At 41.5% G+C, this 15,906-nt stretch carries 16 protein-coding genes and 1 riboswitch; of the genes, 3 read left to right on the top strand and 13 right to left on the bottom strand.

The genetic code is table 11. The features are described 5' to 3' along the window. Positions 1-58: 58 nt before the first annotated feature. The 6 genes from ACFPOH_RS08775 to sufC form a co-directional block, all read right to left on the bottom strand. A complete protein-coding gene (locus tag ACFPOH_RS08775) occupies positions 59-1,267 on the bottom strand; it encodes an acyl-CoA dehydrogenase (RefSeq protein WP_390309421.1) in 1,209 nt (402 codons plus the stop codon). A 302-nt stretch (positions 1,268-1,569) separates the two neighbouring features. Next, positions 1,570-2,967 (bottom strand): Fe-S cluster assembly protein SufB, encoded by a 1,398-nt coding sequence (gene sufB, locus ACFPOH_RS08770; protein ID WP_342468791.1) that lies wholly within the window; start codon positions 2,965-2,967, stop codon positions 1,570-1,572. A 19-nt stretch (positions 2,968-2,986) separates the two neighbouring features. Beyond that, on the bottom strand, positions 2,987-3,430 hold the full coding sequence (gene sufU, locus ACFPOH_RS08765) for a Fe-S cluster assembly sulfur transfer protein SufU (protein ID WP_342468790.1): 444 nt from the start codon (positions 3,428-3,430) through the stop codon (positions 2,987-2,989). Beyond that, positions 3,417-4,643 (bottom strand): cysteine desulfurase, encoded by a 1,227-nt coding sequence (locus tag ACFPOH_RS08760; RefSeq protein WP_342468789.1) that lies wholly within the window; start codon positions 4,641-4,643, stop codon positions 3,417-3,419. The genes sufU and ACFPOH_RS08760 overlap by 14 nt, the downstream gene beginning before the upstream one ends. Beyond that, positions 4,640-5,947 (bottom strand): Fe-S cluster assembly protein SufD, encoded by a 1,308-nt coding sequence (sufD, locus tag ACFPOH_RS08755; RefSeq protein WP_342468788.1) that lies wholly within the window; start codon positions 5,945-5,947, stop codon positions 4,640-4,642. The genes ACFPOH_RS08760 and sufD overlap by 4 nt, the downstream gene beginning before the upstream one ends. A gap of 18 nt (positions 5,948-5,965) precedes the next feature. Beyond that, on the bottom strand, positions 5,966-6,751 hold the full coding sequence (gene sufC / locus ACFPOH_RS08750) for a Fe-S cluster assembly ATPase SufC (protein ID WP_342468787.1): 786 nt from the start codon (positions 6,749-6,751) through the stop codon (positions 5,966-5,968). A 508-nt stretch (positions 6,752-7,259) separates the two neighbouring features. On the opposite strand from sufC, the gene ACFPOH_RS08745 reads away from it, so the two are divergent. Next, on the top strand, positions 7,260-8,162 hold the full coding sequence (locus ACFPOH_RS08745) for a LysR family transcriptional regulator (RefSeq protein ID WP_342471258.1): 903 nt from the start codon (positions 7,260-7,262) through the stop codon (positions 8,160-8,162). Between the two features lie 322 nt (positions 8,163-8,484). Here the strand turns inward: ACFPOH_RS08745 and ACFPOH_RS08740 are convergent, their stop codons facing one another. The 7 genes from ACFPOH_RS08740 to ACFPOH_RS08710 form a co-directional block, all read right to left on the bottom strand. Next, on the bottom strand, positions 8,485-9,342 hold the full coding sequence (locus tag ACFPOH_RS08740) for a MetQ/NlpA family ABC transporter substrate-binding protein (RefSeq protein ID WP_342581710.1): 858 nt from the start codon (positions 9,340-9,342) through the stop codon (positions 8,485-8,487). A gap of 59 nt (positions 9,343-9,401) precedes the next feature. Further along, the gene (locus ACFPOH_RS08735) at positions 9,402-10,070 is read right to left on the bottom strand and encodes a methionine ABC transporter permease (protein ID WP_390309419.1); all 669 of its coding nucleotides are present in this window, start codon (positions 10,068-10,070) and stop codon (positions 9,402-9,404) included. Further along, positions 10,063-11,088: a methionine ABC transporter ATP-binding protein gene (locus ACFPOH_RS08730; protein ID WP_342468784.1), complete on the bottom strand. Its 1,026-nt coding sequence runs from the start codon at positions 11,086-11,088 to the stop codon at positions 10,063-10,065. The genes ACFPOH_RS08735 and ACFPOH_RS08730 overlap by 8 nt, the downstream gene beginning before the upstream one ends. Before the next feature lie 171 nt (positions 11,089-11,259). Next, positions 11,260-11,372: riboswitch (SAM riboswitch) on the bottom strand. Between the two features lie 51 nt (positions 11,373-11,423). Continuing rightward, on the bottom strand, positions 11,424-11,726 hold the full coding sequence (locus ACFPOH_RS08725) for a thioredoxin family protein (RefSeq protein ID WP_342468783.1): 303 nt from the start codon (positions 11,724-11,726) through the stop codon (positions 11,424-11,426). A 12-nt stretch (positions 11,727-11,738) separates the two neighbouring features. Next, positions 11,739-12,080, bottom strand: a complete 342-nt coding sequence (locus ACFPOH_RS08720; protein WP_342468782.1) for a toprim domain-containing protein — start codon at positions 12,078-12,080, stop codon at positions 11,739-11,741. A 121-nt stretch (positions 12,081-12,201) separates the two neighbouring features. Then, entirely contained in the window at positions 12,202-12,582 is a 381-nt protein-coding gene (gcvH, locus tag ACFPOH_RS08715; protein WP_342468781.1) for a glycine cleavage system protein GcvH, read from the bottom strand. A gap of 77 nt (positions 12,583-12,659) precedes the next feature. Next, a complete protein-coding gene (locus ACFPOH_RS08710) occupies positions 12,660-13,016 on the bottom strand; it encodes an arsenate reductase family protein (RefSeq protein ID WP_342468780.1) in 357 nt (118 codons plus the stop codon). A gap of 164 nt (positions 13,017-13,180) precedes the next feature. On the opposite strand from ACFPOH_RS08710, the gene ACFPOH_RS08705 reads away from it, so the two are divergent. Together ACFPOH_RS08705 and ACFPOH_RS08700 are read left to right on the top strand one after the other, a co-directional pair. Further along, positions 13,181-14,482 carry an SPFH domain-containing protein gene (locus ACFPOH_RS08705; protein WP_342468779.1) on the top strand — a complete coding sequence of 434 codons (1,302 nt, stop codon included), beginning with the start codon at positions 13,181-13,183 and terminating at the stop codon, positions 14,480-14,482. Positions 14,483-14,493: 11 nt separating this feature from the next. Next, positions 14,494-15,591 carry a TFIIB-type zinc ribbon-containing protein gene (locus ACFPOH_RS08700; RefSeq protein ID WP_342581713.1) on the top strand — a complete coding sequence of 366 codons (1,098 nt, stop codon included), beginning with the start codon at positions 14,494-14,496 and terminating at the stop codon, positions 15,589-15,591. Positions 15,592-15,906: the final 315 nt, after the last annotated feature.

Below are 15,906 nucleotides of genomic sequence, written 5' to 3'. Positions count from 1 at the left end.
CTTTTGAAAAAATAAAACGCTTACATAAAACGATGTTCGATTCTGGAATTCTATTTCATTATTGATATTTTTTTAGTTCCAGTTTTGCAATTTGTCTTTTGTGCACTTCATCTGGCCCATCAGCGATTCTTAACGTGCGAGAATTTGCCCACATCGCAGCGAGCGGAAAATCATCAGAAACCCCTGCTGCCCCTAATGCTTGAATCGCCCGGTCGATGACATTCAATGCAATATTCGGCGCAACCACTTTAATCATGGCAATTTCCGTCTTTGCTTCTTTGTTTCCAACTGTATCCATCATATAGGCAGCTTTTAAAGTCAACAGTCTTGCTTGTTCAATTTCAATTCTTGATGTGGCAATCCAATCGCGAACGACTCCTTGTTCTGCCAATGTTCTTCCAAAAGCCACACGATTTAATACCCGCTTGCACATGATTTCAAGGGCGCGTTCAGCAGCACCAATCAGTCTCATGCAATGATGAATTCTTCCTGGCCCTAGCCTTCCTTGGGCGATGGCAAATCCTTTCCCTTCTCCCCAGATGATGTTCTCTGCTGGCACCCGAACATTTTCAAAGGTAATTTCCCCGTGGCCATGTGGAGCATGGTCATATCCAAACACCGGAAGCATTCGTTCAATTTTGACACCTGGTGTATCAAAGGGAACAAGAATCATGGATTGCTGCTCATAACGGTTGGCATTCGGGTTTGTTTTTCCCATCACTATGGCAATTTTGCATCGAGGATCCCCCGCGCCCGAAGACCACCATTTTCTTCCGTTAATTACATATTCATCTCCATCGCGCACAATACTCGCTTCAATATTCGTCGCATCCGATGAAGCCACATCCGGTTCTGTCATTGCAAAACATGAGCGTATTTCTCCATTGAGCAATGGAATAAGCCACTCTTTCTTTTGTTGTTCAGAACCATATCTCACTAGCACTTCCATATTTCCTGTATCCGGCGCATTGCAGTTAAACACTTCCGGCGCTATTAGCGAACGGCCCATAATTTCACATAAAGGAGCATATTCTAAATTGGTTAGTCCTGCTCCATATTCGCTGTCTGGCAAAAACAGATTCCAAAGCCCTTGCTCTTTTGCCTTTTCCTTTAATTCTTCGATAATGGGCGGCACGGCACTCCACCTGTTTTCTTGTTGGATTAGCTGTTCTTCATATACTTTTTCGTTTGGATAAATGTACTCTTCCATAAAATGGTTTAATTTTTTGATTAATTCCTCCACTTTTGGAGAAAAGGAAAAATCCATTTTAATCAACTCCTTTCATACTGACCGGTTGGTATGTTACGTTTAATTTTAGTATACAAGTTTTTTAGAATTAATCAATCTGTTTTCTGAAAATTTTTACAGTTATTTTAGTATAGCATTTTGATTGAATTTGGGACAATTCAGTCATTCTCAGTGAAATATTAGCCAACTGAAAATCCTCAGCTATATTGCCTGTGGATATTCACCATGCTCATGAACATATTTGTGTTTATGTATATTAAAAAAATCGAGTGCAGCAAAATGCACTCGATTTTTACAGGTAAAGCGTACGTTTAATAGGTTTATCCAATAGAACCTTCCATTTCAAATTTAATTAAACGGTTCATTTCTACCGCGTATTCCATTGGTAGTTCGCGAGTGAATGGTTCAATGAAGCCCATAACGATCATTTCTGTCGCTTCCTGTTCAGAAATGCCGCGGCTCATCAAGTAGAATAATTGTTCTTCGGATACTTTGGATACTTTCGCTTCGTGCTCAAGGGACACATTATCATTCAATATTTCGTTGTATGGAATTGTATCGGAAGTCGATTCATTATCCAAAATCAATGTGTCACACTCGATATTCGCACGGGCGCCGCTTGCTTTCGGACCGAAGCGGACAATACCGCGGTATGTTACTTTACCGCCTTGTTTTGAAATGGATTTGGACACGATTGTGGATGACGTATTCGGTGCCAAGTGGATCATTTTTGCACCGGCGTCTTGGTGCTGACCTTTACCCGCCAATGCGATGGATAACGTCATACCGCGGGCTCCTTCACCTTTCAAAATACATGCAGGATATTTCATTGTGAGTTTGGAACCGATGTTGCCGTCAATCCATTCCATTGTACCGTTCGCTTCCACAACCGTACGTTTTGTCACCAGGTTGTACACGTTGTTGGACCAGTTTTGGATTGTCGTATAACGGCAGTAAGCATCTTTCTTCACGATGATTTCAACCACCGCAGAGTGAAGGGAGCTTGTAGTGTAAACAGGTGCTGTACATCCTTCCACATAATGTACGGAAGCCCCTTCGTCCACAATGATTAACGTACGTTCGAATTGCCCCATATTTTCAGAGTTGATCCGGAAGTATGCTTGAAGCGGAGTTTCCACTTTCACGCCAGGTGGAACGTAGATGAATGAACCACCGGACCAAACAGCTGTATTCAAAGCGGCAAATTTGTTGTCGGAAGCCGGCACCACTGTTCCCCAATACTTTTTGAACAGCTCTTCGTTTTCTTTCAAAGCGGAGTCTGTATCTTTGAAGATGATTCCTTTTTCTTCAAGTTCTTTTTTCATGTTGTGGTAAACCACTTCTGATTCGTATTGGGCGGAAACGCCGGCCAAATATTTTTGTTCCGCTTCCGGAATACCTAAACGGTCGAACGTTCTTTTGATTTCTTCAGGCACTTCATCCCAGGAACGTTGAGTCGCTTCCGTCGGTTTTACATAGTAAGTGATTTCATCGAAGTTTAATTCGGATAAGTCGCCACCCCATTGCGGCATTGGTTTTGAATAGAATATATCAAGGGCTTTTAAACGGGCCTCGAGCATCCATTCAGGTTCATTTTTCATTGTTGAAATTTCACGGACGATTTCTTCGGTTAATCCACGTTTTGAACGGAATACAGAAACGTCCTTGTCACGGAAACCGTATTTGTAATCGCCAATATCAGGCACATTTTTTGCCATGTTCTCTCCTCCGTTCAAATTATTTTAACTCTTGGCTTACTCCTTTTTCCATCGCTTTCCAGGCAAGAGTCGCACATTTAATGCGGGCAGGGAATTTGGATACACCTTGAAGTGCAGCAATATCCCCCATTTCTTCCAACGTCTCTTCATCAATTTCCTGGCCTAGCATCATTTTTGAAAAAATCTCTGCCAGTTTGAGTGCTTCTTCCACTTTTTTTCCTTTGATGATTTCCGTCATCATGGAAGCGGATGACATGGAAATGGAACAACCCTCGCCATCAAATTTGGCATCTTCCACAATACCGTCGTTGATTTTTAATGTTAAATGGATACGGTCACCGCAAGTTGGGTTATTCATATCAACGGTTACGTTATTTTCATCCAAGTGGCCTTTATTTCGCGGTTTTTTATAATGCTCCATGATGACCGCACGATATAGTTGATCTAAATTATTCAAAGACATTGTTAAAATACTCCTTCGCTGCGAGCAATCCTTCAACGAGCGCATCGATATCTTCTTTGTTGTTATAGAGATAGAAGCTTGCCCGTGCCGTTGCAGAAACTTTCAACCATTTCATCAACGGTTGTGCACAGTGATGTCCTGCACGGATGGCAATTCCTCTCATATCGAGAACCGTTGCAAGATCGTGAGGATGCACGCCATCTAAATTGAATGTAATCAGACCGCAACGTTTATTCGGATCTTTCGGACCATAAATTTGGATCCCTTCAATTTTCTCCATTTCAGATAAAGCATATGCTACCAATTCATGTTCATGTTGTCGAATCCGTTCCATTCCAATATTCGTCAAATAATCGATTGCAGCCCCTAAACCAATGGCGCCGGCGATGTTTGGCGTACCGCCTTCGAACTTCCAAGGAAGCTCTTTCCATGTGGAATCATATAAATCAACGAAATCAATCATTTCGCCGCCAAATTCAATCGGCTCCGTTTTTTCCAAAAGTTCTTGTTTGCCGTAAAGGACACCGATTCCTGTAGGACCGCACATTTTATGACCGGAAAAGGCCAAAAAGTCGCAATCGATATCTTGTACGTCAATCGGCATATGCGGCGCTGCCTGGGCTGCATCCACCACCATGATCGCACCATTTTCATGGGCAATGGCAGCAACTTCTTTTACCGGGTTGATGGTACCCAATACGTTGGAAGCCATTGTCATTGCCACAATTTTCGTTTTCGGTGTGATCGTTTTTCTCACTGTATCCAATGAAATCGTTCCGTCTTCTTCCAAATCGATATATTTTAATACCGCCTTTTTTTCTTTTGCGAGTTGCTGCCATGGAATCAAGTTTGAATGGTGTTCCATATAAGTGATGACGATTTCATCGCCTTCCTCTACATTTTGTCTTCCATAAGCACTCGCAACTGTATTCAAGGAAGTCGTTGTGCCTCTTGTGTAAATGATTTCTTTTGTTGATCTGGCATTGATGAATTTGCGGATTTTTTCCCGGGCCCCTTCATACGCATCCGTTGCACGATTTCCAAGCGTGTGAACTCCGCGGTGCACATTGGCATTGTCAAAATCATAATATTTGCGAACGACGTCCAAAACTTGCACAGGCTTTTGAGATGTTGCGGCGCTGTCAAGGTAAACGAGCGGATGCCCGTTTACTTCTTGATTCAATATAGGAAAATCTTTTCGAAATTCATTCATTTACGAACTTTCCCTTCAATAACTTTCGTTAACTGATTTTTTACTCCTTCAATTGGCAATGAGTTTACAACCGGCGCAAGGAAACCATGGATGATCAAGCGCTCCGCTTCTTCTTTCGAAATGCCACGGCTCATCATGTAATAAAGCTGGGTCGGATCCACCCGTCCCACAGAAGCTGCATGTCCAGCCATAACATCATTTTCATCGATTAATAAAATCGGGTTGGCATCCCCGCGGGCTTTGCTTGAAAGCATTAATACGCGGGATTCTTGCTGAGCGTTGGATTTGGATGCACCATGTTCAATTTTACCGATGCCGTTAAAGATGCTTTGAGCCGCATCTTTCATTACACCGTGAGTCAAAATAAAGCCTTCCGAGTTTTTGCCCCAGTGGCGAACTTCCGTTGTAAAGTTTTGCTTTTGGCTTCCTGTTCCCACCACTACTGTTTTTGTATCCGCATGGGAGCCGTCGCCAACAAGGTGGGTAATGTTCTCGGAAATTGTATCCGAGTTGTTCATTAAGCCCAATGCCCAATCGATTTTTGCATCACGGTTTAAATGGGCACGGCGGTTTACATAAGTTGTAAATCCATCGGCAAGGACATCGACTGCACCGAAAGTAACTTGTGCATTATCCAATGCGATGACTTCTTCGATCAAGTTGGCTTGGCCTTTTGCCTTTTCTACTGTCGATAAGTAGTTTTCCACGTATGTGACGGACGAATTTTTATCCGCTACGATCAACACATGATTAAATAATGAAGCTTCTTCATCATCGTTCAGGAATACCACTTGAATCGGTTTTTCGATGACAACATTTTGCGGAACGTATAAGAACACTCCACCATTCACCAAAGCCGCATGATAAGCGGATAATTTATGTTCATCCAATTTGACAGCTGTCGTCATAAAATATTTTTGAACCAAATCCCCATGTTCGCGCACAGCTGTCAGGAAATCTGTGAATATAACGCCTTGGGATTTAAGTTCATCTGAAAGTTTTAAAATGACCGGCGTGTTGTTTCGTTGAACATAGAGATTTTCTTGCTGTTCAACATCGATTAATTCCTTTACTTCTTCCGGCAATTCTTCAATGGCAAAAAGTTCACTTTTCACCGTATGTTTTGGGAAATTGATGAAATCCCACTTTTCAATATTTGTTTTATCTGGTTTCGGCATTGGTAAATCAACAGCTTTTTCAAGGGCAGCCGCACGTAAATCAGTAAACCATTTCGGTTCGTTGTTTGATTCAGAGAACGAGCGGACTTCGCTAGCTGATAACGCCAATTTTGTTTCAACCGTCATCTTTCATCGTCCTCCTAATTAAGCTTCTTTTTCAGTTACTGCGTCTGTATCTTCAATTCCCAACTCTTTTTTGACCCATTCATAACCTTCCGCTTCCAATTTCTTAGCCAGCTCAGGTCCGCCGGATTTCACGATTTTGCCTTGCATCATAACATGAACATAATCTGGAGTGATGTAGTTCAATAAGCGCTGATAGTGGGTGATCACCAAGCAGCCAAAATCTTCGCCACGCATTTCGTTAACGCCTTTGGAAACGACTTTCAAAGCGTCGATATCAAGACCGGAGTCGATTTCGTCCAAAATGGCGAATTTAGGTTTCAGCATCATCATTTGAAGAATTTCGTTACGTTTCTTTTCCCCACCGGAGAAACCTTCGTTCAAATAACGTTGAGCCATTTCAGGATCCATTTCCAGGAATTCCATTGTTTTATCCAATTCACGGATAAATTTCATGATTGAAATTTCATTGCCTTCCCCGCGGCGGGCATTAATGGCTGAACGGATGAAGTCGGCATTGGTAACACCTGAAATTTCGGATGGATACTGCATGGCAAGGAAAAGCCCCGCTTTAGCCCGCTCGTCCACTTCCATTTCCAATACATTTTGTCCATCTATTTCAATTGTTCCTTGAGTAACCTCATATTTAGGATGACCCATGATCGCTGAAGCCAATGTGGATTTTCCTGTACCGTTTGGCCCCATGATTGCATGTACTTCATTTGTATTGATTGTCAGGTTTACACCTTTTAAAATTTCTTTTCCTTCGATTGATACATGAAGATCTTTAATTGTTAAAGTTGACATCTATATACCTCCATTTTTGTTATGGTTGGCAGTACCATTACTAATTTATTATCATTCTAATCTTAACCTAAATCAAGGGGGCATGCAAAAGTTTTAAACTTTTATTCCCATAAATCAGCAAAAACCTCACCAATATTAGTGTTTACAATTCCCAATTCAGTTTTTTCAGTGATCGTTTTTGTAAAAAGTAGGCATGTTCATTTTCAATAAACCCCGACTAATTGAGAACAATTATTAATGAGTGAATATTAAGAAAATATTCCAATATACTTTCTTCTTGCATATCCTTTCAATGGCAGGAATAGGAATCATTTTTTTAATAATTGTTATTTAATAAATTTATAAAGTAGGAAGAAAAAATTCAAATAAGCGCTTCCGGCCCCTTTCATTTTAAAGGTTCATCATTACTTTCCATCGTTTACATTTATATAATTTTCTTTTAATATAAAAAATACATATATATCATATATAGACTCATCTGTTTTTTAGATGATTAGGAGGGAGTACTCTGGAATTACGTCAATTGCGCTATTTTGTTGAAGTGGCAGAGCGGGAACATATTTCAGACGCTGCTGAACACCTTCATGTAGCTCAATCTGCTGTGAGCAGACAAATAGCAAATTTAGAAGAAGAGCTTGGCACACCACTTTTTGAACGGGTCGGGCGGAATGTGAAATTGACACCGATCGGCAAAATCTTTTTGGAGCATGCCATTACCGCACTCAATGCCATCGATTATGCGGTCAAGCAAGTGGAGGAATATTTGGATCCTGAAAGGGGCTCCATTAAAATCGGGTTCCCTACCAGTTTAGCAAGTTACGTTCTTCCGACAGTCATTTCCGCCTTTAAAAAAGACTATCCTGATGTCAATTTCCACTTGCGTCAGGGTTCTTACCGATACTTGATCGAAGCGGTGAAAAATCGGGAGTTGAATCTTGCCTTTCTTGGCCCGGTACCCCGAAAAGATGAAAGCATCAATTCAATGATTTTGTTCAACGAAAATATTTGCGCCCTGCTTCCCGCCAATCATCGGCTGGCGAAACGGGATAAAATCCATTTGGATGAACTGCGGAATGACAATTTTGTTCTTTTCCCGGAAGGATACATTCTACATAAAGTCGTGGTCGATGCATGCAAATCGGCTGGTTTTCTTCCTAAAGTCACTTCGGAAGGGGAAGATATGGATGCTTTGAAAGGGATGGTGGCAGCAGGCATTGGCGTCACATTGCTTCCTGAAAGCTCCTTCTATGATTCAACCCCGCGTTTAACGATCAAAATGAAAATTGATAACCCAAACATCACACGCAACGTAGGAATCATTTATCCGGCGAACCGGGAATTGGCTCCTTCTGAACAAGTATTTATCAAATTCGTCAATTCATTCTTCTCCAGATTGAATCAATTCCAATAGCCTTTTAAATTAGAAAAAGAGGCTGGGATAAAAGATAAAAAACACCATTTTTTCCCGGGAGAAAATGGTGTTTTTTTGATAATTGAAGAAAATTGATTTCCGTTCCGGGGACGCTTTCCGCGGGCCCGGCTCGAGCCTCCTCGGAGCTCAATCCTTCGCTCCTGCGGGGTCTCGAGAGGGCTCGTCGCAGGAAAGCTTTTGCTTTGCGACTAAGCGTGCGCGACAGAAACTCGCCCCGTCACTCCAATCAATTTTTTACAAAAAATCTTTTTGCAGCTCGTTCACTTTATTAGTTATGTCCCAGCCTCTTTTTACCGCTAAATTATTCGCTTACTGGTACTACTGAGCCGCCCCATTCTTCAAGAATGAAGTCTTGGATTTCTTTGGAGCGCAATACTTCTACCAATTTTTTGATTTCTTCGCGGTTTTCATCGCCAGAACGTACAGCAATTACGTTTACATAAGGTGATTCTGAACCTTCAATGGCGATGGAATCTTTTACAGGGTTGATGCCTGCGTCAATCGCAAAGTTGGAGTTGATGACAACTGCGTCTCCTTCTTCGTTTTCATAATATGTAACCATCATTTCAGGAGCGTCAGTTGCTTCAATTTTCAAGTTTTTCGGATTTTCTACAATATCATCCAATGTGGCTTTTGTTTTATCAATGCCGTCTTTTAATTTGATTAAACCTTGCGCTTCAAGCAATGATAAAATGCGGCCATGGTCAGGAATTGAGTTTGAAATCAGGATTGTCGCACCATCAGGCAGTTCATCCAAAGATTTATATTTTTTGGAGTAGATGCCGATCGGTTCGATGTGGATACCGCCAGCATTGACTAGATCATAACCTTCTTCGGCCACTTTTTGTTCAAGATACGGAATGTGTTGGAAGTAGTTTGCATCAAGGTCGCCATTGTTCAAATCTTCGTTTGGCAATACATAGTCTTGATATTCTTCAATTTCCAGTTCAATTCCTTCTTTTTCCAAAATAGGTTTGGCTTTTTTCAAAATCTCCGCATGCGGTGTATGGGAAGCACCCACTTTTAATGTTACTTTTTCTTTTGTTTCGTCGTCTTTTGTTCCTTCATCAGACGAAGAATTTGCATCGTCTTTCGTACCGCATGCTGCTAGTGCGAGTACAAGAACGGATAAAAGCAAAAATGATAATAATTTCTTCATGCCTCTTTCTCCTTCTCCTTCAATTTTTTTATGTGAACGGCTTTCGCCAAATCACCCAACTAACGCTTGTCCGTTTTGGCAGTAATAGTATCGCCAATCCATTGTATGATGAATACAATGACCAAAATAAAAATCGTTGACATTAACGTGACATCTTCCCGGCTTCTTTGGAAACCTTCCAAAAATGCCAAGTTACCCAGACCGCCAGCACCGATGATTCCCGCCATTGCCGTATAGCCGACAAGGGCAACAGCCGTTACCGTAATGCCGGAAATGAGGGCAGGTTTGGATTCCGGAATCAACACTTTCCAAATAATCTGAAATGTATTGGCGCCCATTGATCTTGCCGCTTCAATGACCCCTTTATCCACTTCTCTGAATGCGATTAAAACGAGACGGGCATAGAATGGCGCAGAACCGATAATCAGCGCCGGCAAAGCGGCATTTACTCCACGGATTGTTCCAAGTAAAAACTTCGTAAATGGAATCAACAAAATGATCAATATGATAAACGGAATCGAACGGAAGATGTTGACAAGGGATCCCGTCAAGAAATGAACCACTTTGTTCGCCCACAATTGATGGGGACTAGTTAAAAAAAGCAAAATACCGATCAATAATCCAAGAACGAAGGTGACCGCCGTTGAGACAACCGTCATGTAGACCGTGTCATAAGTAGCTTGCCACATGAGGTCCCACTTTACATTTGGAAATAAAGTTTCAATCATTGGAAATCACCTCCGTTTTAATGTTCATCGTCTGCAATTTTTCCAACGCCTTTTCCACTTTTTCCTTATCTCCGTCAAGTTGGACGATCAATGTTCCATAAGGGCCATTGGCAGTTTCGGATATATTGCCGTAAAGGATATTAACATCAATTTGGAATTCTTTGATCAAGTAAGAAATAACCGGTTGATCGGATGTATTTCCTACAAAAATCAATTTCACCAATTTCCCTGTTGGGTAATTTTTCAAAATATGCTCAATCGCTTCTTTGGATTCTCTTGAATCGGACACTTGCATCACAAAGTTTTTCGTAATATCCGCTTGAGGATTTCGGAACACCTCAAGTACGTCCCCTTGTTCAACTATGCGCCCGGCTTGCATTACCGCCACCCGATGGCAAATTTTGCGGATGACATGCATTTCATGGGTAATCAACACAATCGTTAATCCGAGGCGCTGATTAATATCTTGCAACAGACTCAAAATCGAATCGGTTGTTTCCGGGTCCAATGCGCTCGTCGCTTCATCGCAGAGCAGCACTTCCGGATTGTTTGCCAACGCTCTCGCAATCCCCACACGCTGCTTTTGTCCCCCGGAAAGCTGGGAAGGATAAGCATCCGCTCTTCCGCCCAGCCCCACAAGTTCGATCAATTCTTGAACTTTCTTGTCCCGTTGCGCCTTTGGAACACCGGCGATTTCCAGAGGGAATGCGATATTTTCCGCAACCGTTCTCGACCACAATAGATTGAAATGTTGGAAAATCATACTGATTTTTTGGCGCGCTTTGCGCAACTCTTTTCCTTTTATCGATGATATCTCAAGACCATTCACAGTGACTGAACCGCTTGTTGGTTTTTCAAGTCCATTCAAAAGGCGGATCAATGTACTTTTTCCGGCACCGCTATATCCGATGATTCCGAAAATTTCACCTTTTTGAACGGATAAACTGACATGATCAACTGCGGTTAATTCTCCATCTTTCGTTTTAAATATTTTTGTGACATCTTTTACTTCAATCATATGAGTACTCCTTTGACAAACCGCAATAAAGTTTTAATACTGCATCTGTGAATTTTACAGTTTTTATTCTATTACTTTAGCAATGTAAAAAGAGGAAATTTCAATAAAAAAACCTCCTACTTTGATAAGTAGAAGGGAAGTTGAACAACCCAGAAGAATTTGTAAAACTTCCTCTTATCTTTCAAAGTAATAAATACTTTGCGTGATTTGGCACCTTATCATATCAAAAATATGATGGTTGCCGGGTTTCATAGGGCACTTCCCTCCACCACTCTTAATAAGAGTTTTCTATTTAATTATGGAACCAATGTACCATGTAATCTATCATATGTCAACTATAATCTCAACTTTTCATATAAGTTTTGTACGGATTCAAAGGCATAAACTTTTTCATGCTCTTTTCCATTCTTCGTAATCAAAAGACAAGGCACGCTTTCGATTTGCTGTTCAAAAGCGAAATCCTCCAGAAAATTGATATTCGCTTTGCCAATGGGAATCTGTGGCAGCAACACTTCGACGACTTCCAACATTTTTGATGCCACTTTGCATGTTCCGCAAAAGGGTGTGTATAAATATAAAGCCGTTACTTCATGATTTTTTGCTTTCTCTTTCCAAGTTTCAATTGTCCATTCTTCCATTTCGATCATTTCCTATACTAAATATTCTTTGTGTACTGAAAATTTCGCTTCCTTCAGTAATTGTGCCAATACTTTTCTTGGGGCATTCGCCACTTCCATATAAGTCTTCGGAACGTTGAGATGGGTAGCCTCAGAATAGATCCGCTTCATCAATTTTCTTAATTTATCGCCCGATTGATCCGCATCAAAAAATGTATATAGTTCGCATTCCTCATAAGGCTCAAGGAGTTCCAGCAACGCATCTTCGCTGATGGTTCCATTTGTACAGACGATTTTCACCTCTTCCGCAAATATGGGGGCCAATTTCATCATATCCGAACGACCTTCAACAATAATACATTTTTCATAATGCATGTTGATCACCCCAAGTACTATAATAAAAACCGAAGAAACAAAAATAAAATAAAAAGGTTGTTTATTTATTATATTTTGTTTTAAAAAAAACGCCAGTTCTTTCACTGGCGTTTTTCACATACTATTCCGAAATGATTTCTTCGTATTGTTCCGCAGTCAATAATTGATCGATTTGGGAAGCATCTGAAGGTTCAACGACAATCATCCAAGCTTTTTCATATGGTGATTCATTCACAAGTTCCGGGCTGTCTTCCAGTTCAGTATTCACTTCAACAACTTTGCCGGAAACCGGTGCATATAATTCAGAAACCGTTTTTACGGATTCAACGCTTCCAAACGGCTCGTTCATTTGAATTTCGTCACCCACTTGCGGAAGTTCCACGAACACAATATCGCCAAGTTCAGATTGCGCGAAATCAGTGATTCCAACACGCACTTTACCATCTTCCACTTTTACCCATTCATGTTCTGAAGTATAACGTAATTCCTTAGGTACTGTCATACTTTAACCTCCATCATATGTAATCTTTTAACCAGTTTGACATATTTCCATAGCAAAAAACAAGCCATTTCAGTGGATTACTTCCATGTCTTTTCAAACTCTTCCTCTTTGAATCCAAGAGTGACTTTTTCCCCATCCGTCACGATTGGACGCTTGATCAACATTCCATCAGAGGCAAGCAATTCCAGCTGTTCCTCTTCGGACATCGCATTTAGTTTATCCTTTAAACCAAGGGATCTATACTTTTGTCCGGATGTGTTAAAAAACTTTTTCAGAGGCAGTCCGCTTTTTTCCCAATAGGATTTTAATTCTTCCTTCGTAGGAGTTTGTTCTACAATATGAATGGCTTCATAGTTTATTCCATTTTCGTCCAACCATTTTTGCGCTTTTTTGCAAGTTGTGCATTTTGGATAATGGATAAATTTCAACGTCATCTCTTTTTTCTCCTTGTATTCATAATATTTCTAACTTCTCTTATTTTTATCATGCATGATTCAAATCATGTGTTCAAGCAGAATTTTCATGAAATTATAATGCATTCGAATGGGATTCGAAGTAGAATGAATTATATGGCAATTAGTAGATTGGAGGGAATGTGATGGGCTTATTGAAAGCGGGGGTTGGCGCTTTGGCCGGGGTGCTTGCGGATCAATGGAGAGAGTATTTTTATTGCGACTCCATCCCGGCGGACGTATTAATAACAAAAGGAAAAAAACGCGGAGGCAAACGGGGCTTTAATCGAAAAGGAAGCGACAATATCATCAGCAACGGTTCCATCATTGCCATCAACGAAGGGCAAAGCATGATTATTGTCGACCAGGGAAAAATCGTGGAATTCTGCTCTGAACCGGGGGAATACGTATACGATTTTTCAACGGAACCGAGCATTTTTTATGGGGACTTGAACGAATCTGTCCAGGCAAGTTTCGAATCCCTCGGAAAGCGTTTCAGTTTCGGCGGCGAACCTGGAAAAGATCAGCGGATTTATTTCTTTAATATGAAAGAAATCACAGGAAATAAATATGGAACGCCTACACCGATTCCTTTCCGCATCATCGACCGGAACATCGGGCTGGATATCGACATCTCCATTCGTTGCCATGGAGAATATTCCTATAAAATTGTGGACCCGATTCTTTTTTATACGAACGTTTCCGGAAATGTGCAAGAAGAATATAAACGGGCTGAAATCGATGGCCAGCTGCGGTCGGAATTGTTGACGGCATTGCAACCGGCCTTTGCAAAAATTTCGGCGATGGGCGTACGCTACAGCGAACTTCCCCAACACACGATGGAGATCGCCCAAGCACTGAATGAAGTGTTATCGGATAAATGGAGAAAGCAAAGGGGCATCGAAATCGTTTCATTCGGCATCAATGCGGTCAATGCTTCGGAAGAAGATGAAAACATGATCAAACAACTGCAAAGAAGCGCCGTGTTCCGCAATCCATCCATGGCTGGTGCGACGATGATTGATGCCCAAAGTGAAGCGATGAGAAAAGCGGCGGAAAATGAGGGTGGAGCTTTCGTCGGATTTGCCGGCATGCAAATGGCACAACAGGCAGGGGGAATAAACTCGAAAGATTTATTGGAAATGGGGGCAAAACAACAACCTGCTCATGTCCAGTCACAAAACGCGGTTTGGCAATGTGCTTGCGGGGCTCAAAATCAAGGAAATTTCTGCACGGAATGCGGGAACAAGCGGCCGTCTTCCCACACTTGGATTTGCCAATGCGGCACGGAAAACAAAGGCAAGTTCTGCCATGAATGCGGTGCACCGAAGCCGGCTGATTTCAAGCTGACATGCGACAAATGCGGCTGGCAACCGGAAGACCCGTCCTTCACGCCAAAGTTCTGCCCGGAATGTGGAGATATCATTGATGAGAATGATCGCAAATAAGGGGGACCAGCATGAGCAACGAGGAAAAGCGAATCATCGAAGTCGATGAGTATGATGCGAAATGTCCATCTTGCGGAGCCTCTATCAAATTTCATCCCGGAACCGGCAGCTTGGTATGCCCGTATTGCCACCATGAAGAGCATATTCCGGATGCGGATATGCAAGTGGACGAGGAAGTGCAGGAGCTGGATTTCCATGAAGCGGAAGCAAGAAGCAGTTTCCGGTGGGGTGAAGAGAAAAAGTTGGTCGTTTGTGACGCCTGTGCCGCGGAATTGGTATACGATGCATTGGAAGTCGCAAACGTCTGCCCTTATTGCGGTTCCAATCATGTGATGGAAATCGATTCTGAAAATACGATTGCACCAAATGGCATCATTCCATTTCAAATTACGAAAGAGCAGGCCAATGAAAATTTTCAGAAGTGGATCAAAGGGCGCTGGTTCGCTCCGAATGAAGCAAGAAAATCGGCAAAGGCGGAAGCATTTACGGGCATTTACTTGCCGTATTGGACCTTTGATACAAAAACGGCTTCCCAATACACTGCCTCTTACGGACGAAGAAGAACGGTTTATGATAAAGACGGGAAACCGCAAACCGTCACGGATTGGTATCGCACAAGGGGATTTTATCAAGAATTTATCGACGACCATCTCGTGCTCGCTTCCAAACGTTATGACCCTTTCATTTTAAACAAAGTGGAACCTTTTCAATTGAAACAGGCAAGGTCCTATAATAAAGATTATTTGCAAGGGTTTGCGGCCGAACGCTACAGCATTGGCCTTGATGAAGGATGGCAAATCGCAAAGGAAGAAATACACGATTATCTTGAAACCCAAATTACCCACCATATTTTGTGGAAACATCATGCCGATGTGGTGAAAAATTTAAGATTTTCAACCGTCCATTCGGATATTACATATAAATATCTCATGCTGCCGCTATGGCTATCCACCTTCCGTTATCGGGACAAAACCTATCAATTTATGGTCAACGGACAAACCGGCAAAGTGGGCGGCAAGTACCCTGTATCTCCTATTAAGGTGACAATCGCCGTCATCGTTACTCTATTAATTCTTCTGGGGCTTTATTTATATTTTGAAAACCAATAATTGATGAAAAAAGAGCGGTTGGAGAAATGTTCAAACTCATTCCGCTCTTTTTCTTTATTTAACACCATTTCAGACTAGCGGACTTTCACGGATGATAAAAAAATGGGGCTGTCCGAAAAGTCGATTGAATCGACCTTCGGCTCAGCCCTTTTTTCTGTTTTTAGGGTACAAAAAAATCGTCCTTTTTTATAGAATGAAATTGACCAAAATACATTCTAAAGAAAGGACGATTTTTTATGAATAATCAAATGACTATTCAAGAAAATTATAACACGCAATTAGAAATGACTCTAGAGGGTATTCAAAAAATAGAGG

This window comes from Ureibacillus suwonensis (assembly GCF_042655065.1).
GTDB lineage: Bacteria > Bacillota > Bacilli > Bacillales_A > Planococcaceae > Ureibacillus > Ureibacillus suwonensis.
This window is presented reverse-complemented; position numbering and strand designations above follow the sequence as displayed.

What these genes read in the sequence shown, in the direction of transcription:
- ACFPOH_RS08775 (WP_390309421.1), bottom strand. Translation starts at nt 1,267, where the DNA reads ATGGATTTTTCCTTTTCTCCAAAAGTGGAGGAATTAATCAAAAAATTA.
- sufB (WP_342468791.1), bottom strand. Translation starts at nt 2,967, where the DNA reads ATGGCAAAAAATGTGCCTGATATTGGCGATTACAAATACGGTTTCCGT.
- sufU (WP_342468790.1), bottom strand. Translation starts at nt 3,430, where the DNA reads ATGTCTTTGAATAATTTAGATCAACTATATCGTGCGGTCATCATGGAG.
- ACFPOH_RS08760 (WP_342468789.1), bottom strand. Translation starts at nt 4,643, where the DNA reads ATGAATGAATTTCGAAAAGATTTTCCTATATTGAATCAAGAAGTAAAC.
- sufD (WP_342468788.1), bottom strand. Translation starts at nt 5,947, where the DNA reads ATGACGGTTGAAACAAAATTGGCGTTATCAGCTAGCGAAGTCCGCTCG.
- sufC (WP_342468787.1), bottom strand. Translation starts at nt 6,751, where the DNA reads ATGTCAACTTTAACAATTAAAGATCTTCATGTATCAATCGAAGGAAAA.
- ACFPOH_RS08740 (WP_342581710.1), bottom strand. Translation starts at nt 9,342, where the DNA reads ATGAAGAAATTATTATCATTTTTGCTTTTATCCGTTCTTGTACTCGCA.
- ACFPOH_RS08735 (WP_390309419.1), bottom strand. Translation starts at nt 10,070, where the DNA reads ATGATTGAAACTTTATTTCCAAATGTAAAGTGGGACCTCATGTGGCAA.
- ACFPOH_RS08730 (WP_342468784.1), bottom strand. Translation starts at nt 11,088, where the DNA reads ATGATTGAAGTAAAAGATGTCACAAAAATATTTAAAACGAAAGATGGA.
- ACFPOH_RS08725 (WP_342468783.1), bottom strand. Translation starts at nt 11,726, where the DNA reads ATGGAAGAATGGACAATTGAAACTTGGAAAGAGAAAGCAAAAAATCAT.
- ACFPOH_RS08720 (WP_342468782.1), bottom strand. Translation starts at nt 12,080, where the DNA reads ATGCATTATGAAAAATGTATTATTGTTGAAGGTCGTTCGGATATGATG.
- gcvH (WP_342468781.1), bottom strand. Translation starts at nt 12,582, where the DNA reads ATGACAGTACCTAAGGAATTACGTTATACTTCAGAACATGAATGGGTA.
- ACFPOH_RS08710 (WP_342468780.1), bottom strand. Translation starts at nt 13,016, where the DNA reads ATGACGTTGAAATTTATCCATTATCCAAAATGCACAACTTGCAAAAAA.
- ACFPOH_RS08705 (WP_342468779.1), top strand. Translation starts at nt 13,181, where the DNA reads ATGGGCTTATTGAAAGCGGGGGTTGGCGCTTTGGCCGGGGTGCTTGCG.
- ACFPOH_RS08700 (WP_342581713.1), top strand. Translation starts at nt 14,494, where the DNA reads ATGAGCAACGAGGAAAAGCGAATCATCGAAGTCGATGAGTATGATGCG.